Source organism: Nostoc cycadae WK-1 (genome assembly GCF_002897135.1).
Taxonomy (GTDB): Bacteria; Cyanobacteriota; Cyanobacteriia; order Cyanobacteriales; family Nostocaceae; genus Nostoc_B.
This window is the reverse complement of sequence record NZ_DF978443.1, coordinates 65575-90715: the sequence shown is the minus strand read 5'-3', so window position 1 is coordinate 90715 and position 25141 is coordinate 65575. Positions and strand designations below refer to the sequence as shown.

The following is a 25141-nucleotide window of genomic DNA, read 5'->3' as shown; positions in this document are numbered from 1 at the left end:
ATTACTGTGAAATTTCGGATGAAACAAAACACTTATTTTATGGATTTTTCATCCAAATTCGGATATAAATGCTAGTAACCTTCCCTAATTTAACTAGTGTTTAGAAGCTTTTCAGGAGTTATCTGTACAGTGGTTATCAATGTATTTTCTATCACTGCTTAATGAGATGAGGTCAAACATAATGAAACATCGACATCTAACTACATTGAGCATCATTGCTCTGATTGTTAGCAGTACATGTGCTAGTGCATCTGCCATAACATTTACTCCGCCGGTTAAAAATTCTGCACCCAAACAAGCAACTGGAGGTGCTTCTCGCGGCAGTATCTTTACCCCAAATAAAAGTAATAGTGCGCCTAGACAAGCAACCGGAGGCGCATCCCGTGGCAATCTCTTTACTCCCAAAAAAGATAACAGCGCGCCTCAACAGGCATCTGGGGGGGCTTCTCGTGGCAATCTTTTTACCCCTAAAAAAGATAACAGCGCGCCTCAACAGGCATCTGGAGGCGCTTCCCGTCTTGGTACTTACTACTTGAATCCTTCGACTGTAGCAGCAACTGGGCCGGCAGCGCTCATCGCCCTTCTACCAGAAAGCTTCTATGGCACAACGATTTCCGGACACCCTACAATTTTGGTCTACCTTCCTCCTTCTAATGCAGAAGAAGCCGTGTTTAGCCTCAAAAATGAAACTGGTAATACACAGTATCAAATGACCATTCCGGTTGCGGGGAAAGCTGGAGTAATAGCAGTCAAATTACCAGCGGATGCACCTGCTTTAGAGGTGGGGAAAAACTATCAATGGTTCTTGGCGCTGAAAGTGGATGGAACACTTAGCCCAAGTACACCTTACGTTGATGGTTGGATTGAGCGTATCCAGCCTACTGCTGAACTGGCAACAGCAATGCAGCAGGAAGATGCTCTGAAGCGAGCAACTGCTTTAGGTAAAAATGGTGTGTGGTATGACTGTGTAGCCACAATGGCTGGGCTGCATACTACCCAACCTAAAAATGTCACCGTGATTAAGCAATGGCAAGAACTTCTGTCCTCCGTTAGCTTAAAGGATATTGCAACAGTTCCCTTAGTAGCATCTACTAATTAGGGACTAGGGACTGGGGACTAATAACTAAGAAGACCCCAATCCCCATTACCTAATCTCAGACAAGTATTTTAGTGGAGTCATGGCTGACGAATGCGAATCAATGTTATAAGCCTCTGGCGAAATTATGTGGCGTAAATTCCAAGGTTTCATCCAACGCTCTCGCAGTGTTTTAATTATTACTCCCAGTGTCGCTCTCACAGTTATTGTTGGGCAGTCATTGGGACTTTTTAATTTGCCGGAGTGGAAACTTCGTGATGAATGGATGCGACAGCGTTCGTGCGAAGCACACGCCCTAATTGGGTGTTCGCAAAATATCATAGCTGACGAAATTGTTATTGTGACAATTGATGAACGCGATATCCAATCAGTTGGTAAATGGCCCATTCCAGATTTATCACTAGCACAATTACTAGAAAAGATCCGAGCGCAACAACCCCGCGCCATAGGCTTGGATATCTATCGAGATTTACCCGAAGGTAAAGGACATGAACAACTTGTCCACATCTTTCGTAACACTCCCAATTTAATTGGCGTAGAGAAAATTACTGGGGAGCGTGTTAATCCGCCACCTGAATTGCAAAAACTGGATCAAGTAGGATTAGCAGATTTGGTGTTAGATGGCGATCGCCATGTGCGTCGTGCCTTACTTACCTCGACTGATGCCAAACAAGAAGGAAAAGTTAAAGCGGGACTGGCAACTCTTGTCGCCCTCAAGTACCTGGAATTTGACAAAATCTCCTTAGAATCCGTTGACGAAAAGCAACAGAAGTTTCGTTTGAATAAGCAAATCTATCTACCACTCCAAAATCAAGAGGCGGGTTATTCTGATGCTGATGTTGGTGGCTATCAAATTTTGCTCAACTGGTATGGTTCAGAAGCGTCATTTCGCACAGTAGCTATGCGAGATGTGTTGGCAGGCAAAATTCCGGCAAAGATGATGCGCGATCGCATGGTATTTATTGGGTCAACGGCTGCTAGTACCAATGAATTTTTTAGCACACCTTTCAGTTCCTCTTTGATTTCTGCCCAAAAACCTACACCAGGGGTTGTTATTCATGCCAATATTGCCCATCAAATAGTCCAAGGCGCAAAAACTGGCAAAGCCAACCTGCACGGCGTTTCGGGAATTACAGCGTCATTGTGGATTATTGTGTGGTCTTTGATTGGCTCTGGAGGTAGTTGGTTTTTAGCGAGTGTGCGTACCCAGCGCCAGATTCCAGGAGGGAAAATTCTGTGGGCAACTGTAGGTATCAGTGGTGCATTGATGGGTGGTGGCTACGGGATGTTTCTGCACGGTATTCTAATTCCAGTAACTCCAGGGTTAGCAGCATTCATTAGTAGCGTCATTGCCACTACTAATGCCTATAAACAACAGAAATTAGAAGAAGCGAATCGACAACTAGAAATTGCCAACTCTCAACTCCTAGATTATTCCAAAACTCTCGAATTCAAAGTTGAAGAGCGAACTCATGAACTGCTGGAGGCCAAACAGGCTGCTGATGCTGCTAACGAGGCCAAGAGCGAGTTTCTCGCCAATATGAGTCATGAGTTACGCACTCCGTTAAATGGCATTCTGGGTTTTGCCCAAGTACTAGAACTATCGCCAAACTTGACTGAGAAAAATCGGGAAGGAGTCAGTATTATTTATCAATGCGGGTCGCACCTACTGACGCTGATCAATGACATTCTAGATCTCTCGAAAATTGAAGCTCGTAAATTAGAATTAGTCACAACTAATGTACATTTACCCACTTTTTTACATAGTGTAACTGAGATTTGCAGTATTCGAGCCGAACAAAAAGGAATTGGATTTAATATTTTAATGGACAATTCCCTAGCAGTTGTCATTCAAGTAGATGAAAAGCGGCTAAGGCAAGTTTTGATCAACTTACTGGGCAACGCTATCAAATTTACAGACACTGGTAGCGTCACATTTAAAGTAGATGTGATTGAGCAAGAGTCTTCTCAAGTGATCAATGAGACTCAAGAAATAAGTTATCAGAAGATTCGCTTCCAGATTGAAGATACAGGTATTGGGATGTCACCAGACCAATTAGAGAAAATCTTTTTGGCCTTTGAGCAAGTAGGTGAAGCTGGACGGAAATCTGAAGGTACAGGTTTGGGATTAGCCATCAGTCAAAGAATTGCCACATTAATGGGTAGCCAAATTCAAGTACAGAGTAGCTTGGGAGAAGGTAGTCTATTTTGGTTGGATTTAACACTACCAGTACCAGTGTCTCATGACTGGAATACGGGAACTATTGCCGCCAGCGATCAGAAAATCATGGGGATTCGGGGTCGTACGCCCAAAATTTTGATTGTCGATGATGATCGCAACCACCTTTCTCTGTTGAGTAGTCTGCTACAAAAAATTGGCTGTCGAACTTTAGAAGCAACCGACGGCAAACAAGGGCTACAAGTAGCAACTGAGTATCAGCCAGATATGATTGTGCTTGATTTAGCGATGCCAAACATGGATGGTTTTGAGCTAATGGTGCAATTACAAGAAAATCCCCACACTCGTTTGATTCCGATTATTGTTTCTAGTGCTAGAGTGTTCGAGGAAAATCAGCAACGAAGTTTAGAGGCTGGCGCAACAGCATTCTTACCCAAACCTTTGCAAGTTGATGAACTATTAAATGCAGTGCGATCGCTTCTCAATGTGGACTGGATCTATGCCCCATCTCAGCAGTTACCGGCCAAGAATGAGCCAATAGAGCAGAATAGTGAGTTGACTTTGCCATCTCAGGAGATTTTGCAACAACTATATCATCTAGCAATGATGGGAGATATTCCCGCGATCGAGGCAATGATCACAGAGTTAATTAAACAAGATAGTCAGTTCACTCCTTTTGCGACTACCTTGGGTAAACTTACTGCCAATTTCCAAACCACAAAAATCCGTAAGTTCCTGAAAAAATTTGTCACCACGGAGTCACATCAATGATCACTGAAGCTCTTTTGAAACCAATGCACATATTATTGGTGGACGATAATCCCAATAATTTGAAGGTGCTATCTGAAGCGATTAAGGGATGTGGTTGGAAAGCACTGATGGCGACGGATGGCGAGTCAGCGATTGAACAAACAGAATACGCTCATCCCGATTTAATTCTCCTTGATGTGATGATGCCAGGTCTTGATGGATTTGAAACTTGTCGCAGGCTGAAAGCTAATGATATCACTCAGAGTATTCCTGTCATTTTTATGACTGCCTTGTCTGATGCTACAGACAAAGTGAAAGGACTGGAAATTGGCGCAGTTGACTACATTACCAAACCTTTTCAACAAGAAGAAGTCATTGCTCGACTCAAGTTACATCTAAAAATATCCCATCTGACGCGCACATTGGAACAGCGGGTGCAAGAACGTACCGCGGAATTAACCCATTCTATACAACAGTTACAACAAACCCAATTGCAATTAATCCAGAGTGAGAAAATGTCTACTCTGGGACAGCTTGTTGCGGGTATAGGTCATGAAATTAATAACCCAATTGGTTTTATTAGTGGCAACTGCACTTATATTGAGCAATATGTAAATGATCTTTTTCGTTTGGTGAATCTGCAACAGCACAAGTTATCAGAGCCTGATCCCGAACTAGAAGAACTGATGGAAGAAATTGACTTAGAGTATCTAGTTGAGGATTTACCAAAACTTCTCTTATCAATGCACCAGGGAATTGATCGTCTCAAAGACATCAGCCTATCTTTGAGAACTTTTGCTCGTGCCGATATTTCATCTAAGATCAAGTTTCAAATTCATGAAGGACTGGATAGTACGATTATGCTATTAAAACATCGCCTTAAAGACCAAGGCGATCGCCCTAAAATCGAAGTTGTTACAAAATACAGTGAGTTACCCCCAATTACTTGCTATCCCGGACAACTGAATCAAGTGTTTATGAATATTATTGCTAATGCTATTGATGCCTTTGATGACCTGCATCAAAACGCCTCAAAACAGAAGATAGCCCCTTGTCAATACACGATCACGATTACTACATCGGTTGATGAGCAGCAACAAACAGTGACAATTTGTATCGAAGATAATGCTTTAGGTATGCCGCCGGAAGTGCAAGCTAGAATTTTTGAGCCATCTTTTACAACTAAACCTGTGGGTAAGGGAACTGGTCTAGGATTAGCGATTAGCTACCAAATCATTGTCGATAAACATAATGGACACATCCGCTGTTCGTCAATTTCTGGTCAGGGAACGAAGTTTGTGATTACTCTACCAATTTAGCTTTGCACTCTTGGCTAGGAATCAAAGCAACTATTGCTATCATATTTTTTTAGACTATTTAGTAGCCATTAAATCAACCCAAGCCACTAGCTTTTCGTGGTACTATTCAGGTCTGAATCCAGTTTTTTGAGTTGGTAATTAATCTCGACAATCTGCCTTAGTTCATCATCAAAATTGGTGTAGACAATGCGCTGTTCTTGAGGTTCAATAAATTTCCCTAAATCCCATAGTTGACGATGTGTTTGCGTGGGTCAACTCTGAATATTGATCAGGACTTACGCAGAGGTTACGGATAAATGAGAGTTTGAGAGGTGTTTTGCGTAAGTTCTATTGATGCTAAATGACTCAACTTGGATGTGTGCAATCAAGTTCAGTTGCGCTTTCATGAGATATTGAATAAGTATCAAGCTCAATGAAATGTAAATAAATTTAGGTTAAAGCCAGCAGCTGGATTTGAACCTGCGACCTTCCGATTACAAGTCGGATGCACTACCACTGTGCTATGCTGGCATTATTAAGCTCACCGATTTCTGATTATAGCATAAGCAAAATATTTGTCTAGAGGAAGCTGCGAAAAAAATTAGATTGGATCTTCGAGACTGGAAGGTTAGTCCCTAAACCTAAATAATTGCATCTTGCAACAGCAGTTTTATTTCAATTAAAGTCAGATAGGCAATTGTGAAAATGCGCTTCTTATCTGATTTTTGCGTTGCGGATATTGCCCACCCTACAGTTATTGAGAATCGAGACAAAAAAATCCTTGAGTTGCCGATAAAGTTGATAAATTAATATTCATAGCAAAAGCTAACTAAAAATCCTGGGCTGGACGCAAAAAGATTGAATACAGTGGCAAACTGTATTTTTTTTGACACGGCTAGGTAAAGAAACAGCAATGGATGAAGGAGGCAAGAGGCAGAAGGCAGGAGGCAGCAGGTTTTGTGCAGAAGGGGATTCTGAACCCTCCTGAACAATAGCTACTGAACTTTCGTTCAGTGGAGGTCTTAAACCCTGCCTCCTGCCTCCTAACTCCTGCCTTCAAAGATAATTGTTCTTTACAAATCAAAAATATGGCAGTGTTAATCGGACGAGATGTATTAAGTCTGGCGGACTTCAGTCCAACGGAACTTCAAGAAATTCTGGAATTGGCTGGTAAGCTTAAATCTCAACAGCTAAAGTTGCGGTGTAATAAGGTGTTGGGTTTGCTGTTTTCTAAAGCTTCCACTCGCACGCGTGTGAGTTTTACTGTGGCGATGTATCAACTAGGTGGACAGGTAATCGATTTGCATCCTAATGTTACCCAAGTGAGTCGCGGTGAACCAATTCAAGATACAGCACGGGTACTAGATCGATATTTAGATATTTTGGCTATTCGGACTTTTGCCCAGCAGGATTTAGAAATTTTCGCTAATTATGCCAAAATTCCCGTAATTAATGCGCTGACTGATGCGGAACATCCTTGTCAGATATTGGCTGATTTATTGACGATTCAAGAATGTTTTGGGAAGTTGGCTGGTTTAACTTTAACTTATGTGGGTGATGGAAATAATGTGGCGAATTCTTTGATGCTGGGTTGCGCTTTGACGGGGATGAATGTCAGGGTTGCTACTCCCCAAGGATTTGAACCAGATGCCAAAATTGTAGAACAAGCAAGGGCGATCGCGGGTGGTAAAACTGAAGTTATGCTGACTTATGACCCGGAATTAGCCTCTAAGGATGCTTCTGTACTTTACACTGATGTTTGGGCAAGTATGGGTCAAGAACAAGAAGCTGATGACCGAATGCCAATTTTTCAACCTTATCAAATTTCGGAACAACTGCTGAGTTTGGCTGATCAAGATGCAATTGTTTTACATTGTTTACCAGCCCATCGCGGCGAGGAAATTACTGAAGAAGTAATTGAAGGTTCACAGTCACGAGTTTGGGATCAGGCCGAAAATCGTCTCCACGCACAAAAAGCTTTGCTGGCTAGTATTTTGGGGGCGGAATGAACAGGAAAGCCTAAAAAGATCAAAGGCAAAAGAACCAAAATTTTTCTTTCTTTTGCCTTTTATTTTTTTATTTAACCTTGTTATCTGGATTTTTTTGTAGTACTAATGTTCTAGGGACATTTGTATTTACTTGCAACAATTATTATGGAAAGACTAACAGAAGCGCAACAAGAATTATATGAATGGTTGGCAGAATATATCCGAACGCACCAACATTCTCCTTCAATTCGACAAATGATGCAAGGGATGAATTTGAAGTCGCCAGCACCTATTCAAAGTCGCTTAGAACATTTAAGAAATAAAGGCTACATTGAATGGACTGAAGGTAAAGCCCGCACAATCCGGGTTTTGCATCCAGTCAAACAAGGTGTACCCATTTTAGGCAATATTGCGGCTGGTGGTTTAATTGAGCCTTACACGGAGGCTGTAGATTATTTAGATTTTGGCAACTTTGCTTTACCGCCACAAACCTATGCTTTGCGGGTGACAGGCGACAGTATGATAGAAGATTTAATTGCTGATGGCGATGTGGTATTTTTACGACCAGTCATAGAACCAGATCAGTTAAAAAATGGCACAATTGTTGCAGCAAGGGTGGATGGTTACGGTAATACATTAAAACGTTTTTACCGCAATGGCGATCGCGTCACTCTCCAACCTGCTAACCAAAAGTATAGCCCCATTGAAGTTTTAGCTATGCAGGTACAGGTTCAAGGTTCTCTTGTTGGCGTTTGGCGTGGATATAACTGAAGGTAAAAGTCAAAAGTCAAAAGGCAAAAGAAAAAATTTTTACTTTTAACTTTTGACTTTGTATTAGGGTTCATCACCAACTTTGTTTTTGATTTTTTATGTACCTAACGCAAAATTCGGTGCAGCAAATACCTGCTTTTCGGCTAAGAATACCTTTTGCTAGGGAAGATAAGGGTAAGTACCATCACCAAGCACTACCAGGATGTCCGAGGATACCGCCATCTCTGCAATTGCGCCAGTATCAGCATCAAGCTGTCACTAATTGGTTTGCTAACAACGGTAGAGGTACGCTAAAAATGGCAACTGGTAGTGGTAAAACTATCACTGCACTGGCGATCACTTGTGAATTGTACCAGCAAATTAACTTACAAGTGCTGTTGGTGGTGTGTCCCTATCGCCATCTTGTTACTCAATGGGCGCGAGAATGCGAAAAGTTTAATTTACAACCGATATTAGCCTTTGAGAATGTCCGCAGTTGGCAAAGTCAACTTTCTACTCAACTTTACAATTTGCGTTCTGGTTCTCAAGGCTTTATCACCATCATTACTACTAACTCCACATTAATTGGTGAAGGTTTCCAATCGCAACTCAAGTATTTACCGCCGAAAACGTTAATTATTGGTGATGAAGCCCATAATTTAGGCGCACCAAAATTAGAAGAAAGCTTACCTCGACGGGTTGGGTTGCGATTAGCTTTATCTGCTACGCCTGAAAGATATTTTGATGATAGCGGTACGCAATCTTTATTTGATTATTTCGGCCCGGTACTGCAACCAGAGTTTACATTGCGGGATGCGATCGCTCAAGGAGCTTTGGTACATTATTTGTATTATCCAATTTTGGTGGAATTAACGGAAACAGAAAGTATTGCCTATTTAAAGTTAACTAAAAAAATCGGACGTTCTCTACTATATCGAGAACGCAAAATAGGTAATAACCCAAACTTTGAAGACAATGAAGATTTAAAACCTTTATTAATGCAACGGGCGAGATTAATTGGTGCAGCAGCCAATAAATTATCCGCCTTACGGCAATTAATGGCAACACGCCGCGAAACCACTCATACACTGTTTTATTGTAGTGATGGTTCATTAGAAACAGGACGTTCATCTCTGCAACAACTCAAAGCCGTTGTGAAAATTCTGGGAGGAGATTTAGGGTATAAAGTTAGTACCTACACAGCCCAAACACAATTAGAAGAAAGAGAAGTTTTACGCCGTCAATTTGAAAGTGGAGAATTACAAGGGTTAGTCGCCATTCGCTGTTTAGATGAGGGCGTTGATATTCCGGCAATTAAAACAGCGGTGATTTTATCGAGTTCTGGAAATCCGCGCCAATTTATTCAGCGTCGAGGCAGAGTTTTACGCCCCCATCCTAGTAAGGAACGGGCGACTATTTACGATATGATTGTGCTGCCACCAAATTTGGATAGGGAAACCATAGAAGTTGAACGCAATCTATTAAGAAAAGAACTGCGCCGCTTTGTGGAATTTGCCGATTTAGCCGATAATGCTGGGGAAGCAAGAATGAAATTGTTAGATTTACAAAAACGCTATGGATTGTTAGATGTTTAGATACTAATCTGCGTCTGCGTAGCTTGTGGCAAGTCGCTTACGCGTCTACATCTGCGGTTAATTTTGTAAAATTTTGTTTGCTATCTGTAAATGTCTCAATTTATCATGGGATAGTTAATATTGATAATAATAGGATAAAAGCAAAATTTTTAAAGCGGCATACACTCTATTATAATCAATATTTAACCTAAAATCAGTATATCAGTATATTCCCCAAACTCAACCCCAATTTTGTCAAAAAATTTTAAAATTTCTCCGCTCATAATTCCCCCAAATTAAAGATGCGAATAAGAGTCGCATTGCGGATGTAAAATTGCAGAGACAGACAGCTAAAATAAAGCATAACTCATACGAAACAGAGATGTTGCCAGAGCAAAATATCGATGATGTGCAAGAGCCAATTACTAGCGCCTCGCCGGAAGTGCGGCAAATTATTGAGCGAATCTGGAATCTAGAAAAAAGCAGGCTGGATAAAAAAAGTAATAGCCCCATCAACGATGATATTTTGGCAATTGTCAAGGAAGCCGTACAATGAAGCTCACTTCCATTAAACTGTGTAACTTCCGATCTTTTTATGGCAGAACACCAGAGATAGTTTTGGCTGGGGGTGATATTCTCAACACCACAATTATTCATGGTAATAATGGAGCCGGAAAAACCAGTTTGCTGAATGCTTTTACCTGGGTATTATATGAGAAGTTTAGTGCTGCTTTTGCTTCAACAGAACAGTTGGTAAATAAAAGAGCGATCGCGGAAGCCAAAACTGGGCAATCGATAGAATGTTGGGTAGAAGTAAACTGGGAGCATGAGGGTAAACGCTACAATGCTAAACGTCAGTGTCGGATTTATAAAGACAAAACTGACTTCGACTTACTCAAAACAGAATTATTAATGCAAGTTGCTGGGGATGATGGTAGATGGTATTTTCCCCTCCAGAAACCAGAAGAAATCATCGGGCAGATTTTACCAGCAAGTTTACATCAATACTTCTTCTTTGATGGGGAACGCATTGAAGAAATAGTTCGTTCTGACAAAAAAGCGGAAATAGCTGAAGCTATCAAGATTTTCTTGGGGGTAGAGGTAATTAACCGTTCTATCAAACATCTCGGTGAAGCCAAAAAAAGTTTAGAGAATGAACTAAAAGCCATTGGTGACTCAGAAATTAAACAACTTTTAAAACAGCAAGAAAAGTTGGAACAAGAAGTTGCTCAGATTAACACTAGACAAACAGAGATTAAGCAAGAATTAGAACATCAACAAAGCCTTAAAAAAGAGACAGGTAATCGTTTACAGGAACTGAGCGCAGCTAAAGAACTGCAAGAAAGACGGCAAGAATTAGAAAACCAAAAAACATCTCATCAAGAAAGTCTCCGCCAAACTAGAGACACACTCAAAAAAATTATTTCAGCCCGCGGGTATACAATTCTATTATCAGAGACTACAACACAATTTCGGACAATTATCCATAACTTGAAAGCAAGCGGTGAATTAACATCTGGAATTTCGCGGGAATTTATTAACGAATTACTCCAAAGTAACCGTTGTATTTGTGGTGCTGAATTAAACGCAGGTAGTCATAACCATACAAATGTAAGTAATTGGTTAGAAAGAGCAGGTTCTTCAGTGGTGGAAGAAACTGCAATTCGCATGAGCGCACAAGTAGACGAAATCGACAAGCAAGCTGTAACATTTTGGGAAGAAGTAGACAGAGAACAAGCCAGAATTAATCAGTTGCGTCAAAATATTTCGCAAATTGAAACTGAATTAGATAGCATTCATGAACGGTTGCGTAAAGATGCGAACGAAGAAATTAGCAGTTTGCAAAAACGCCTAGATGAAATTGAAAGTAAAATTGATGAATTGAATCGAGAACAAGGTGCAAATCAACAGCGAATTTCCCATTTAAAAACTGAGATTGATGCTTTAAATAAACAAATAGCCAAGCAGAAACTGAATGAAGAAAAACAATTATTGGCACAAAGACGCATCAACGTCACTCAAGATGCAATTGAACGCTTAACTGAAGTTAAAAATCGGCAGGAAAAACAGTTTCGTTGGCAATTAGAAAAGCGATTACAAGAGATATTTACATTAATATCATTTGCACCATATTTACCTAAAATCAGCGATAAATATGAACTCACCTTAGTAGAAAATACAGCCAGAGTAGAATCACTTGTTGCTGCATCTACCGGGGAAAATCAAATTCTCAGTTTGTCTTTTATTGCCAGTATTATTGATAAAGTCCGCGAATGGAGCGAAAAGCGCAAAGTTTTAACTGTGCCGAATAGTAGCACGTTCCCAATAGTGATGGATTCTCCCTTTGGTAGTTTAGATGAAACTTATCGCCGCCGTATTGCTCAAACACTGCCTGAGTTAGCAAATCAGTTAATCATTTTAGTCACGAAAACTCAATGGCGGGGTGAAGTAGAACAAGAAATGACAAATAGAATTGGCAGAGAATATGTGCTGACTTATTATTCTTCTAAACCTGATTGTGAACAAGATTATATTGAGTTGGGTGACGAAAGATATGCTTTAGTGAAGCAAAGTCCGAATGAGTTTGAATATACTGAGGTGATGGTGGTTGAGCGTAATTGGTGATTTTTGTTAGAGCGTATTTTACAAGTCGTAAATAGGCACAAATCATGCTATTTATATTAGTTTACACAAGCCACCATACTTTTTAACCGATCTTTATTAACTGCTAAATTTTAATTTATTTATCATAAAAAATTTGAATATACAAATTTTAAAAATTCTTAATAATAAAATTACCTATCAAAATATTTAATTTCTCAAATAAAAATTTGAGTTTGTAACAATTGAATATATTTTGTACTAAATGGCCTTTTTTACTTGCAATAAAAGGTTTATTTATGTAATAACTAACTAGCAACGTATGCAAATGGATAACATATTGCATTCCGTCTCAATGATTGTATGATTTCTAAAATAATTTTTTTATTATTAATTATTGAGTAAAAATAGTAAAAAAAATCAGAAACTAACTTTTCTGAGCTAAATTTCTCATGATTTCTATTATATGTATGGAAGAAACAGTTCACGATAACTTCTTCAACAACTTTAAAGTAGTTACGGCTACTATATCCGCCGCAGATTATCTTCCTGAAGTACCAGGTATTTATGCCTTATACCATGCCTTTGATTTTTTAGAAAACAAATTATTTGAACATATAGATACTCGTATGAAAAGTACGGTATTTAAAACAAGATTTGCTGAAATAGATAATAGAAGCAAGTTTATTGTTGATATTTGTGGAGAGTCAGTTGGCTTGTCTCAAAAAATGGAATTATTTATCAAGGCTGTTTCTAAACCTCAAGAACGAAGATTATTAAAAAATCTTCTTATTTCATGTAGTCTTTTCCAGCGCCCAGATTACATTGGCACTGCAAGTAACTTAAGAGATAGATTCATTCAACATTTGGAGCGAGATGATGGGTTTTTCTCAAAGTACGCAAATTTAATATCCAATGATGAATTTTTATTTGTTTGTTTACCTTGCCCAAAAAATATTTCTAGAGAGTTGGAAAGTTTGTTGATTCAACTATGTCAGCCTAAGTTTAATACACAGAGGAGTTAGAAAATGGAATTAGATAATCAGTCTCCAGAGACTATTGAATATAAGGCAATCAGTGGTAAGTTTGGTGATGTTAGGTACTTTATAACAACTCTTGATCAAAGTGATGCAGTTGAAAACATTAGATTTGCTGATGAAATTCAAGGCAGTTGGAGCTTCTCTGAACGAGTTCAAAGAAAACTAGATGAAAATAGAGCGAATACAGAAATATTTTCTTACCTAGCACTGGGTGGAATTCGCTTTTTTAATTCAATTGTAGTTGTACTTTTGCCTAATTCAAATGACCAAAGAGAGTTTTGGGACTTCATTCCAGCTACTAGTCAAGGAAAAACTATTGAAAAATGGGTCAATTTAAAGCTATATAAGAATGTAGCTAGAATTGTAATTGATGGTCAACATAGACTTCTTTCATTAAGAAGATATTGGAATGTCCATACTGGAAAAGAGCCTTTAAGCTCTCAACAAATAAATGACAATTTTAGCTGTTTAGAAACCTTTGACATACCAGTTGTTTATTTAGTGTTTGGTAATCTTGGTAGAGTTGGTCATGCAGACCTAAGTGAGACTGTAAGGGATGAGATAATCAAAGCGACTCGCAATATTTTTACAGTTATAAACAAGACAGCAAAATCAATCGATAAACCAACTCAACTGTTGTTAGATGACAGCAAAATATCAGCATTGATTCCTAGAAAGCTTTTAGAGGAAGGAGTGCTTCAAGATAGATTCGTTAAATGGTCTGACACAACAAGAAGCTTGAATCAACAAGACCCTTATCTAACGACTCTAGATTTCTTGAGCCAATGTGCTGTTGAACTATTGAAAGATCATCAGAAGCAAGCTTTAAAGAAATCATTCAATTCACCAAATGAGCGTAATATGGCTCTGGAGACTTATTATGAGTCTCATCCTAAACTTAATGAAATAGGCACTAAAGCATTGCTGAAGTGGTTTTTTACTGAACTTCAGCCATTCAAGGATTGGGTATCACAGATTGACTACGTAGGTATAAACATTCCTCTTCAACCGGAGCAACCTCGATTAACTACAAACCAAAAAGCAAGTATAAAACAATTGCGAGGTTCCAACATTCTGTATACTCTTATAGGACAAAGAATTCTTTTTTTTGCTGTTTCAAGGTTCTTGCTTAAGATAAGAATAGAGTACCGTATTCCAGAAATTCTTGATGCCATATCGCTTAGTATAACTAAGATGTATGAAGATGGCTTTTTCAATAGAAATAAATCTCATTGGTCTAATATTTTAGTACAACCAAATGAAAAACTAGCCATGATCACTAAAAACTCTGGAGTTGAGAAATGCATAGAACTTCTCAAAATGATATTGCTTGATTCATCTGATGGCGTGAGAGAATTAATAAAACGTACTAAAGAAAATGTCAGTAATGAGGTTAATTGGAATGAAGTTTTAATTTCAAATTGGAGAAAAGAGTTTCATGTGATATTACCTGAAGTTCAATTAATTGATGAGCAGATAAAAGAATCTTCTGAATCAGATGATTCCTTTGCTGAAGTTCGAGATTTACTTGATTCTTATGAAGAGGACGAAGAAGAATCTGATGAAATTGAAGACGATGAAGATATTTTTAAAGAAACAGAGGAAGTAGAAAATCAAGCTTAAGCTGTGCAACTACCTAAAAATCTCGTTTCATATTTAGTTCTGCTAACTTTTGTCTAATCAAAATTTCAACTTCTTCAATTTCAGAATTTGATTTTGGAATGTCAAAAGTCTGTGGAGATGCTTCAGACGTAAAGCGGTCAACAAAGGCACGAAACGCTGCTTTATTGTCGGGGTTGGCAATGACGAAAGCTCTTAACTCAGTTTTAGTCATACTACTAAAGTCAGATTTCATCACAAGAACCTCCAAAGACCATTGCGATAGATTTCTATCTCTATATTATCGCCTGCCAAAATAAACACATTACCTGTTTGCTCATCGAGGCGGACAATAAAAATAGGCGTGAATGTATTAGTCAAAGATTGACATAGTATGACACACCTGATGCCTTGTTCAGCAGTTGGCATGAGACATTCTCACTTTAGAGCGTATAGATGCTAAAGTATGGCATACTTCAACATGATGGCAAGGTAAACTGGTGGAATTGACTGATGTGAACCTTGTCTTATGCCGGATTTTTTATTGGAAGTTGGTACAGAAGAACTACCTGCAAATTTTCTCAGTGATGCCATAGTACAATGGCGATCGCGCATTCCCCAAACTTTGACAGCCAATAGTCTCAACAGTGACGCTGTAGAAGTTTACGGTACTCCCCGACGCTTGGCGGTGCTTATCAAAGGTCTACCACAGCAACAGCCAGACCGAGAAGAAGAAATCAAAGGACCTCCCGCCCAAGCTGCGTTTAAAGATGGTCAAGCAACACCAGCAGCGGTAGGCTTTGCGAAAAAGCAAGGTGTGGAACTCGACGCGCTACAAATTCGCCCTACAGACAAAGGCGATTTTGTTTTTGTCAATAAAAAAACTCCTGGTCGCCCCGTAGCTGATATTTTGACCGAACTGGTTCCCCAATGGATTTTTAATTTAGAAGGTAAGCGGTTGATGCGCTGGGGTGACGGCGATGTGAAGTTTTCTCGCCCGGTGCGGTGGCTGGTGGCTTTGTTGGATGATGCAGTTTTGCCGATAGAATTAGTAAATGGTTCTGAGACAGTTAAGAGCGATCGCATTTCTCATGGTCATCGTGTATTACATCCCAAACCTATAACTATTAATCAAGCAACTGATTACGTTGATACTCTCCGTTCTGGCTATGTAGTAGTTGATGATCATGAACGCTCAACTACAATTCAAAAAGAAGTTCATGCAGCCGTTAATCATCTCAATGGTTACACAGAAATCTATCCTGACTTATTAAAAGAAGTAACTAATTTGGTAGAATGGCCTTCGCCAGTGGTTGGTAAATTCGACTCAGATTTTTTGAATTTACCCACAGAAGTAATTACGACTGTAATGGTGAGCCATCAAAGATATTTCCCTGTGTTTCAAACAGAAAATCACAAGGAATTACTACCCAATTTTATCACAGTTTCTAATGGCGACCCAGCAAAATCAGATATCATTGCTAAAGGTAATGAACGAGTCATCCGCGCCCGATTAGCAGATGGACAGTTTTTCTATAATGCCGATATAGCTAAACCTTTAGAAAGCTTTTTACCACAGTTAGAAAAGGTAACTTTCCAAGAAGATTTAGGTTCGCTGCGTGCTAAGGTAAATCGCATTGTTAATATTGCCGAGCAAATTGCTACACAACTTGGTCTCTCAGCAACAGACAGCCAAAATATTCAACGGGCAGCTTTATTATGTAAAGCAGATTTAGTCAGTCAAATGGTGTATGAATTCCCAGAATTGCAAGGCATTATGGGACAAAAATATGCTTTAGCTAGTGGCGAACCGGAAGCGGTGGCGACGGCAATTTTTGAACATTATTTACCACGGGGAGCCGATGATATTTTACCAACAACTTTAACAGGTCGAGTTGTTGGTTTGGCTGATAGATTAGATACCTTAGTTAGTATTTTTGGCTTGGGGTTAATTCCCACAGGTTCTTCTGACCCCTTTGCTTTGCGTCGGGCTGCTAATGCGATTGTAAATATTACTTGGGCTGCAAATTTAGGAATTAATTTAGATAATTTATTGCAGCAAACAGCAGCTAACTTTGCCCAAGAATATAGCAAAGAACCAGGGCAATTAGTCACAACCCTGCAAGAATTTTTCCTGCAAAGAATTAGGACATTACTGCAAGAAGAGAAAGAAATTGATTACGATTTGGTGAATGCTGTTTTGGGAGAAAACGACCCAGAATATACAGAAAGAGCATTGCAAGATTTATTAGATGTCCGCGATCGCGCCTTATATCTGCAACAAATCCGCAACGATGGTACTCTAGATAAAATCTACGAAACCGTCAATCGTTCTACCCGCCTCGCAGCCCAAGGTGATTTGGATACCAAACAGCTAGAACCAGCAGCTTTAATTCGTCCCGAACTGTTCCAAAAGTCATCAGAAAAAGCGTTTTATGATGCCATTGTGGAATTAGTTCCCCAAACTCAAACCGCCCAACAGTCACGTAATTATCAACTGTTAGTTGCAGCGTTAGAAAAAATTGCTCCTACCGTCAGCAATTTCTTTGATGGTGCGGATAGTGTGTTAGTGATGGATACAAATCCCGAAATTAAGTGCAATCGTTTAAATTTGCTGGGATTACTGCGAAATCACGCGCGGGTGTTAGCTGACTTTGGGGCGATCGTTAAAAATTTGTAGCATAGATCAACAAAAGGTGGTGTAAATGTTACCAATTAGCGCTAGTATAGGGAGTGCTTAACCAGGGGTCTCTGCTACAGTCTATGTCCAAAGCTCATGTAATTGGATTAGGTAAGTCCGGTGTTGCTGCGGCGAGATTGTTGAAACGGGAAGGCTGGGAGGTGGAGCTAGGCGAGCGAAACACCTCTGATACCTTCCTGCAACAACAACAAGAACTTGCTGCCGAACAAATTACCGTTAAACTAGGGTATTCCCTAGATTTAAACAGTCCTGATTTACCCCAATTAATTATTGTTAGTCCCGGTGTACCTTGGGATATTCCCGTGTTAGTCAAAGCACGAGAACTAGGCATTGAAACTATTGGCGAAATGGAATTGGCTTGGCGAAATTTAAAATCCCAGCCTTGGGTAGCAATCACGGGTACAAACGGCAAAACGACCACCACAGCCTTAATTGCCGCCATTTTTCAAGCAGCCGGATTTGATGCTCCTGCCTGCGGTAACATCGGCTATGCAGCTTGTGAAGTTGCCCTATCCCCCAAACTTCCCGATTGGGTAATTGGCGAAATTAGCAGCTATCAAATAGAATCTTCCTCATCTTTAGCACCCCACATCGGCGTATGGACAACATTTACACCCGACCACCTCGCCCGTCACAAAACTTTAGAAAATTACTACAACATCAAAGCCAAGCTTTTGCAGCACTCCCAATTGCAAGTATTTAACGGCGATGATGCTTATTTAAATAAACTAGGTCTGAGTTATTGGCCGGATGCTTATTGGACAAGTGTTAAAGGCAAAGATTTTTTAATTGGCGACAAAGGTTTTTACATTGAAGACGGCTGGGTGATTGAGAAATTAAACACCACCTCCACACCAACCAAAATTCTTCCAGCCTCTGCATTACGTATGGTAGGAGAACACAACCTACAAAATCTCCTCATCGCCGTAGCCGCAGCACGGTTAGCAGAAATTCAACCCGACGCAATTACCAAAGCCATTGAACACTTCCCTGGTGTTCCCCACCGCTTAGAACATATCTGCACTTGGGAAGGTATTGACTTTATCAACGACAGCAAAGCCACCAACTATGATGCAGCTGAAGTCGGGTTAGCCTCGGTGAAGAGTCCCACAATTTTGATTGCAGGGGGAGAAGCCAAACCTGGCGATGATACAGGTTGGTTAGCCAAAATCCAAGCCAAAGCCGCAGCCGTATTACTCATTGGCGCAGCCGCACCAGCCTTTGCCCAACGCTTACAAGAAATAGGGTACACCAATTACGAAATCATCGAAACAATGGCAAAAGCTGTACCTCGGTCAGCAGAATTAGCCAAACAGCACCAAGCACCTGTAGTATTGTTGTCTCCCGCTTGTGCAAGTTTCGACCAGTATCCTAACTTTGAGGTGCGTGGTGACGACTTCCGCCAGTTGTGTTTAGCTTGGGCGGGGCGTTGATAAATTATATAGTTTCTGGAAATGCTTAAAGTAAATATTAAGCAGGGGAGGCAAAAAGCGGTGTGGATGTTCCTCCCGCTTTATTGTCGTTGTGCTACGGCTTTAGCCTAACGCACCGTGTTATTACTAAAATAATATGAGTACAACCAGCAGCCTTTACGCAGAAATTTGGAGAAATAATCAATGGGAACCAATCCCTGAACCAAAGTGGTCAAAAGGCAAAAGAATACCAGTATGCTACATGAGTCTCGGTACACCTTATGAACTCTACGCTGCACTTGTCGGTTATCATCATCATTCTTTAAGTTATTATCACTGGCATACAGAGAAAATAGTTCCAGTTGCTGAACCGCGTGGTTTACCAGAAGACATGAATCCTATTTATAAGGACTATTTTGAAAATAATCGTCTCGGAATAGAACATCACTTTACTTGGTTCTTAGTTCAAGAAATTATTGACTATGATTGGGATAGAATATTTCCACCATGTAAAGGCTATGTAAATCATCAGTATGCCTATTTATTTTCTGCTTCGGCTCCTTTTCCTGATGATTTACCAGACGATGAGTCTGTTTATAAAATGAAAAAAGACAACACAACTGAAGTTTCATGGGTACAGAGTTATAGAGAATATGTCGGTTGTGTTGATTGGTTTATTCAAGAATTACTAAAGTTAGGTCATCCCGCAGAAATTAGAATTCTTTTCTGGCTCCATTAGTTATTCACAATCTTACAAATTGCCATAATATGTGATGAATATTTGTTAGTAGTATAATGAACAAGTTCTAGTCCTGCACCTTCTAGTTCTTGGATAAGTTTAGGCATTTCATATTTATGATGTCTCCAAATTGTAATTTCTTTACCCTTGGAGATTTCAATAGATTTATCTATTCCTTGAAAGCTAAAATCGATATTGTAATTATGTAGAAATTTGATATTAGCGACTACACTATCTGTTGCTAAGTCATACTTTCTAACCAATTGACAATCTTGAGATTTCAGCCCAATGCTATTTTTGATTGAGCGATATATTTCTTTTGCATGATACTTACAGCCGCCTCTGGCTATTCCATTCCATTGAGAGTTAGAACCAATTTCATTAGTAAATATAAGAAAATCATTTTCATCCATACTATTTCTAAAGTTCTTCAGCACCTGATTTCTATTGTGATGATTGCCCATTGTTACACCCAAGTGCAGAATGATTTTGGGGTTTCCTGAGAAATTTGCAGGGATACAGCTATTTTCAATATCCATTTGTTGGTTGATATAATCAATCTTGGGGAACCAAGTTGTAAAATTTTTTCTAGATACGGTCAGCAATCCTTCACTAATATCTAAGGCGATATATTTATTAATTTTATTCAATTGATTGAGTTTAGTCACAAAATCTTTAGCCGGATATGAATTTCCTGCACCCACATCAATAACATTAACTTGTTCACATTTTTGAATATTGCTATAAATATATGCAAAATTGTTCCTTAAAAGGTCAATTTCTACACTTGATTTGCGATACCATTTAGGGCTAACAAATTTTTGATAAAACTCATGCCAAATTTTCGCTCCTTGACCTTTATAAGCATATTTTAAAGGAATTTCCCATCTAGTTTCTAATGCGTGAATGATTTCTAAAACTTCTGCTTTTGAAAAAACAGAGTAGAACTCAGAACTTGGCTTTGCTACGCGAATATGAGAAGTTGAATTATTTGATAAAATTGGTGAATTGCTAAGAAACTTTTTAGCCATTTAGTCCTTGTTCTGAGATGTTTTGCAGTATGAGGTAGTAAATAATTGGTCACTACTGTGGCCAGTCTTGTATTTTCCCATACATTGCTCTCAAACAAGCTGTTAAATTTTATTCTGTGGTGGTCGTCTAAGAGGTTGTTTTAAAAGTCTGCTTGTTGGTAGCAAAACACTTTAGATCCCCCTAAATCCCCCTTAAAAAGGGGGACTTTGATATTAGTTCCCCCCTTTTTAAGGGTACTTAGGGCAGGAGTTGGAGGTTAGGTTTGAGAGAAAGTTGCACATACGTTACCTTAATTCCAAACACTCAAAGTGTGTAGACTACAAAGTCGGTATAACCAATGCCCACCTCTCACTATTCTTACATTACCCAAATCGCCCACTCACATAATCTGCGGTCTTTTTATCCACAGGATGATGAAAAATCACTTCTGTTTTGTTAAATTCAATCAATTCACCCAAATACATAAACGCCGTATAGTCAGAAACCCGCGCAGCCTGCTGCATACTGTGAGTGACAATTAATATTGTTACCGTTTCTTTTAACTTGCCAATCAACTCTTCAATACTGGCAGTGGCTATGGGGTCTAATGCAGATGTCGGCTCATCAAACAATACTATCTCTGGTTCAGTAGCTAATGCACGGGCAATACATAACCTCTGCTGTTGACCACCAGAAAGGTTATAGGCTAAATCATTTAACCGATCCTTGACTTCATCCCACAAAGCCGCGTTGCGTAAAGCTTTTTCTACTTTGTCATCAATCACACCACGTTTCGATTCACCCCGGACACGCAAACCATAAGCGACATTTTCGTAAATTGACTTAGGAAAAGGATTGGGTCTTTGAAATACCATACTAATTCGCATTCGTACTTCAATGGGGTCTACTTTATGACTAAGGAGGTTAATTCCATCTGGTTTAAGAGTGATTTCGCCTTTGTAGCGATTTCCCGGATATAAGTCGTGCATCCGGTTAAAGCATCGTAGCAAGGTAGTTTTACCACATCCAGAAGGGCCAATTAGGGCTGTTACTTGCTTGTCTGCAATGGGCAAATGAATGTCTTTGAGGGCGTGAACTTTACTACCGTAGTAAAAATTGAGGTAATCGACAGAGGCTTTGAGAGGAGTTTCTACCATTTGATTTTTTGGCGTAAACGATAGCGGATGTAAATAGCAACAGCATTCATGGCGAGGGTAATAGCAATTAGCACGATACCTGCGGCAGCGGCGTTCACCTGGAATTCGGCTTGGGGACGAGACACCCAATCAAACATTTGAATTGGTAGTACTGTGAAGGGAGCCAGTAACCAAGCAAATGAGACAAAAGGGAATTGTCCTGTGATGGGGGAGTCTGGTAAAAAAGCGATAAATGTGAGTGCGCCAATGGTAACGAGGGGTGCAGTTTCACCGATCGCTCTGGCTAAGGCGACAATAATTCCAGTTAAAATTGTGCCTGTAGAATATGGCAGGACATGATCCCAAATCATTTGCCATTTGGAAGCACCAGTGGCGTAGGCGGCTTCCCTAATACTATTGGGAATGGCGCGGAGGGCTTCGCGGGTAGTGACAATGACTACTGGTAAAATTAATAATGCCAAAGTTAACCCAGCAGTAATTACACTTTGACCCAAGTTTAAGCCATAGACAAACACACCCAAAGCCAAAAGTCCGTAAATGATGGAAGGAACTCCGGCTAGGTTGGTGACGTTAATCTCAATTAAGGCAGATATCCAATTTTTACGGGCGTATTCTTCTAAATAAATTCCCGATGCGATACCAATGGGAATTGCTGCTAATGCGGTGACTAGCATGACTAACATTGTCCCTACCCAAGCCGAGAGGATACCTGCTTGTTCGGCTTTACGACTGGGAAATGAGGTGACAAATTGCCAAGAAAGACGCGGCCATCCATCACTAAACAAGTCAAAGATTAATGCTAGTAAGGTGGCAATACCCACTAACATGGCCAACAAGCCAATGATGCTAAAAATATTTTGCGATCGCTTGTTGCGCGTGATAATTTTGCGAATGTAGGGAATAGTTTGACTAACCATCTTAATAAATTTCTCGATAGCGCTTGCTGAGGAAATAACCAATAATATTGAAGACCAAGGTCATCAGCATCAGCGTCAGTCCTACCGCAAAGATAGTTTCATACTCCAAACTGCCGTGGGGTAAGTCGCCCAGACTCACGCCTACAATATAAGCAGTCATTGTCGCCGCTGGTTCCAAGGGGTTAAAGGTGAGATTTGGTTGTCCCCCAGCCGCAATAGCCACCACCATTGTTTCACCCACAGCACGGGAAATTCCCAAAATATATGCAGCGGAAATCCCTGAAATTGCTGATGGCAAAACTACGCGTAATGCTGTCTGCAAGCGTGTCGCGCCTGTTGCATAAGACCCCTCCCGTAAATGTGTCGGAACAGCACGCATCGCATCTTCACTCAAGGAACTCACGTAGGGAATAATCATCATCCCGATGACTAAACCTGCACTCAGCATATTAAAACCGGATAAGTCTGGTAAAACAACTTGCAACAATGGCGTGACGAATAATAACGCAAAGTAACCGTAAACCACAGTTGGAATACCTGCAAGTAATTCCAAAACTGGCTTAACTACTTCCCGAACTATAGGAGGAGCAAATTCACTCAAGTAAATTGCAATAATTGTCCCCAAGGGAATAGCTACTAATAAGGCGACTGCTGTTGTCGTTAATGTCCCAGCCACTAAAGGCCAAATACCAAAATGCTTGTCATCAAATAAAGGTGTCCATTGAGTATCTGTCAAAAATTCCCATAACGATACTTGATGGAAGAATTTCACCGACTCGTAAAGCAAGATACCAACGATAGCTATTGTTGTTGCTACCGAAGACAATGCTGCGAGAAACAAGATAAATTCTATGATTCGTTCCCGCAAATTACGTAATAGCTTGGCAGAAAATCGAGTTTTTTTAGCAATAGTCATGCTCAGAATACCAGACTCAACTTTGATAGATCCCCGATTTCTTGAACAAATCGGGGATCTAATGAAAAACGATAAAATCAGGAAATAAGTTGAATTACTGAGCTTCTCGACGCAGCAGTTCGTCAATTTTTAGTCCCACAGCCTCTTTACCACCAAAAACCGTGCCAAATCTCTTTTTACCAAAATGGCTTTGGGCTGTGGTATAGGCAGAAGCTGGTAGCGCTACATATCTTGTTTCTTGGGCGAATTTTGCCCCATTGCGTAAATAGAACTGCACAAACTGTTTCACTTCTGGTTTATCCACAGACTTGGAACTGACATAGATAAACAAAGGACGAGATAAAGGAGAGTAACTACCATTTTTTACGGTAGTCGGTGATGGTAATACACCATTAACAGGTACTGCTTTTAACCTTTTTTGGTTTTCTGCATAGTAGGCGTAACCAAAATAGCCAATGGCGTTTTTATCGCGGGAAACACCTTGTACAAGCACGTTATCGTCTTCACTAGCTGTAAAGTCACCGCGACTAGATTTCGCTTTACCCACAATAGCTTCGGTAAAATAGTCAAAAGTTCCCGAATTAGCACCAGGGCCAAATAACTTTAAAGGTGCATTGGGAAAGCCCTTGCGGATTAAACTCCAACTATTAACTTTACCCTGTGCGCCTGGCTCCCACATTTTTTTGAGTTCGGCTACAGACAAATTCTTCGCCCAAGTATTTTGGGGATTAACTACTACTGTGATGGCATCATAAGCTACTGGTAGTTCCATATAGCGAATACCAGCAGCTTTACAAGCTTCAATTTCTTTTTGCAAAATCGGACGGGAAGCGCCGGAAATATCTGTCTCACCCCGACAGAATTTTTTAAAACCACCACCAGTACCAGAAACACCAACTGTCACCCGAACTCTACCGCCTTGAGATTTTTGAAATTCTTCTGCTACTGCTTCTGTGATGGGGAAAACAGTACTAGAACCATCAATTGCAATAGTTTTCACGCTTTGGGATTGAACAGCAGACATGGATAAACCCAAAGTAGTTGCTATCATCGAAATCCCGGCAGCTACTGTCCAGCTATTAAGCTTCAAGCTAATTTTACTCACAACAACGATCCTCTTTTGTTTGATACTTTGTGCTTCCAAAGGGCTAAAAAATTGATCAGGTTAATAACTGGTCAAAACTTTATCTATCACTGTAAAAAAAGTGACTTACCAAGGTAATAAAAAAATTAATTATTGGTTATAAAGTAGTTAAGCTTTGACGCATTTTTGATTATGATGATGCGGTTAAGCAGCACTAAATTCTTGAGTATTTTTCTAGAGATGTATTGTTAACCTGATCTCTGCTAAATCAATCATCAAGCAGAACTCAGGAGGAAAAATTCATAAATTAGAATAGTCTCTCTATCTAG

General features: G+C 39.9%; 20 protein-coding genes and 1 tRNA gene. 13 read left to right on the top strand and 8 right to left on the bottom strand.

Going from position 1 to position 25141, the window contains the following annotated elements; translation table 11 throughout:
* The first annotated feature begins 181 nt into the window (after positions 1–181).
* The 3 genes from NCWK1_RS25610 (at position 182) to NCWK1_RS25600 (ending at position 5344) form a co-directional block, all read left to right on the top strand.
* Positions 182–1099 (top strand): DUF928 domain-containing protein, encoded by a 918-nt coding sequence (locus NCWK1_RS25610; RefSeq protein ID WP_103126644.1) that lies wholly within the window; start codon positions 182–184, stop codon positions 1097–1099.
* A 124-nt stretch (positions 1100–1223) separates the two neighbouring features.
* Positions 1224–4046 carry a CHASE2 domain-containing protein gene (locus NCWK1_RS25605; protein WP_103126643.1) on the top strand — a complete coding sequence of 941 codons (2823 nt, stop codon included), beginning with the start codon at positions 1224–1226 and terminating at the stop codon, positions 4044–4046.
* Positions 4043–5344, top strand: a complete 1302-nt coding sequence (locus tag NCWK1_RS25600) for a hybrid sensor histidine kinase/response regulator (RefSeq protein WP_103126642.1) — start codon at positions 4043–4045, stop codon at positions 5342–5344. The genes NCWK1_RS25605 and NCWK1_RS25600 overlap by 4 nt, the downstream gene beginning before the upstream one ends.
* A gap of 438 nt (positions 5345–5782) precedes the next feature.
* Here the strand turns inward: NCWK1_RS25600 and NCWK1_RS25595 are convergent.
* Positions 5783–5854 (bottom strand) — tRNA-Thr (locus NCWK1_RS25595).
* A gap of 557 nt (positions 5855–6411) precedes the next feature.
* Here NCWK1_RS25595 and argF point away from each other — a divergent pair.
* The 7 genes from argF (at position 6412) to NCWK1_RS25565 (ending at position 14899) form a co-directional block, all read left to right on the top strand.
* Positions 6412–7332, top strand: coding sequence for an ornithine carbamoyltransferase (gene argF / locus NCWK1_RS25590; RefSeq protein WP_103126650.1), 921 nt, complete (start codon positions 6412–6414; stop codon positions 7330–7332).
* A 144-nt stretch (positions 7333–7476) separates the two neighbouring features.
* Positions 7477–8082 (top strand): transcriptional repressor LexA, encoded by a 606-nt coding sequence (lexA, locus tag NCWK1_RS25585; RefSeq protein WP_096577892.1) that lies wholly within the window; start codon positions 7477–7479, stop codon positions 8080–8082.
* 98 nt (positions 8083–8180) lie between these two features.
* The gene (locus NCWK1_RS25580; RefSeq protein ID WP_103126641.1) at positions 8181–9656 is read left to right on the top strand and encodes a DNA phosphorothioation system restriction enzyme; all 1476 of its coding nucleotides are present in this window, start codon (positions 8181–8183) and stop codon (positions 9654–9656) included.
* A 361-nt stretch (positions 9657–10017) separates the two neighbouring features.
* Positions 10018–10191: a hypothetical protein gene (locus NCWK1_RS29770; protein ID WP_187308249.1), complete on the top strand. Its 174-nt coding sequence runs from the start codon at positions 10018–10020 to the stop codon at positions 10189–10191.
* Positions 10188–12260: an AAA family ATPase gene (locus tag NCWK1_RS25575; protein ID WP_096577888.1), complete on the top strand. Its 2073-nt coding sequence runs from the start codon at positions 10188–10190 to the stop codon at positions 12258–12260. Before NCWK1_RS29770 ends, NCWK1_RS25575 begins: the two co-directional genes overlap by 4 nt.
* Before the next feature lie 446 nt (positions 12261–12706).
* Complete coding sequence (locus NCWK1_RS25570; RefSeq protein WP_103126640.1) at positions 12707–13261, top strand: GIY-YIG nuclease family protein; 555 nt, start codon at positions 12707–12709, stop codon at positions 13259–13261.
* Between the two features lie 3 nt (positions 13262–13264).
* Positions 13265–14899 (top strand): DNA sulfur modification protein DndB, encoded by a 1635-nt coding sequence (locus NCWK1_RS25565; RefSeq protein WP_096577884.1) that lies wholly within the window; start codon positions 13265–13267, stop codon positions 14897–14899.
* Between the two features lie 13 nt (positions 14900–14912).
* Here the strand turns inward: NCWK1_RS25565 and NCWK1_RS25560 are convergent, their stop codons facing one another.
* Positions 14913–15131, bottom strand: a complete 219-nt coding sequence (locus NCWK1_RS25560; RefSeq protein ID WP_187308248.1) for a DUF6887 family protein — start codon at positions 15129–15131, stop codon at positions 14913–14915.
* Positions 15131–15304, bottom strand: coding sequence for a DUF6888 family protein (locus tag NCWK1_RS29765; protein ID WP_096577880.1), 174 nt, complete (start codon positions 15302–15304; stop codon positions 15131–15133). The genes NCWK1_RS25560 and NCWK1_RS29765 overlap by 1 nt, the downstream gene beginning before the upstream one ends.
* Before the next feature lie 100 nt (positions 15305–15404).
* On the opposite strand from NCWK1_RS29765, the gene glyS reads away from it, so the two are divergent.
* From glyS to NCWK1_RS25545, 3 genes are all read left to right on the top strand, one after another.
* The gene (glyS, locus tag NCWK1_RS25555; RefSeq protein WP_103126639.1) at positions 15405–17555 is read left to right on the top strand and encodes a glycine--tRNA ligase subunit beta; all 2151 of its coding nucleotides are present in this window, start codon (positions 15405–15407) and stop codon (positions 17553–17555) included.
* Between the two features lie 83 nt (positions 17556–17638).
* Positions 17639–19009, top strand: coding sequence for a UDP-N-acetylmuramoyl-L-alanine--D-glutamate ligase (gene murD / locus NCWK1_RS25550; RefSeq protein WP_103126638.1), 1371 nt, complete (start codon positions 17639–17641; stop codon positions 19007–19009).
* 136 nt (positions 19010–19145) lie between these two features.
* Positions 19146–19727: a hypothetical protein gene (locus NCWK1_RS25545; protein WP_245894990.1), complete on the top strand. Its 582-nt coding sequence runs from the start codon at positions 19146–19148 to the stop codon at positions 19725–19727.
* On the opposite strand, the gene NCWK1_RS25540 is transcribed toward NCWK1_RS25545, so the two are convergent.
* The 5 genes from NCWK1_RS25540 to NCWK1_RS25520 form a co-directional block, all read right to left on the bottom strand.
* Positions 19724–20758: an L-histidine N(alpha)-methyltransferase gene (locus tag NCWK1_RS25540; protein ID WP_103126637.1), complete on the bottom strand. Its 1035-nt coding sequence runs from the start codon at positions 20756–20758 to the stop codon at positions 19724–19726. The two genes, NCWK1_RS25545 and NCWK1_RS25540, sit on opposite strands and share 4 nt — an antisense overlap.
* 363 nt (positions 20759–21121) lie before the next feature.
* A complete protein-coding gene (pstB, locus tag NCWK1_RS25535; protein WP_103126636.1) occupies positions 21122–21895 on the bottom strand; it encodes a phosphate ABC transporter ATP-binding protein PstB in 774 nt (257 codons plus the stop codon).
* Positions 21889–22812 carry a phosphate ABC transporter permease PstA gene (gene pstA / locus NCWK1_RS25530; protein ID WP_103126635.1) on the bottom strand — a complete coding sequence of 308 codons (924 nt, stop codon included), beginning with the start codon at positions 22810–22812 and terminating at the stop codon, positions 21889–21891. The genes pstB and pstA overlap by 7 nt, the downstream gene beginning before the upstream one ends.
* A gap of 1 nt (position 22813) precedes the next feature.
* Positions 22814–23728, bottom strand: a complete 915-nt coding sequence (pstC, locus tag NCWK1_RS25525; RefSeq protein ID WP_103126634.1) for a phosphate ABC transporter permease subunit PstC — start codon at positions 23726–23728, stop codon at positions 22814–22816.
* A gap of 94 nt (positions 23729–23822) precedes the next feature.
* On the bottom strand, positions 23823–24833 hold the full coding sequence (locus NCWK1_RS25520; RefSeq protein ID WP_103126633.1) for a PstS family phosphate ABC transporter substrate-binding protein: 1011 nt from the start codon (positions 24831–24833) through the stop codon (positions 23823–23825).
* Between the last annotated feature and the right edge of the window lie 308 nt (positions 24834–25141).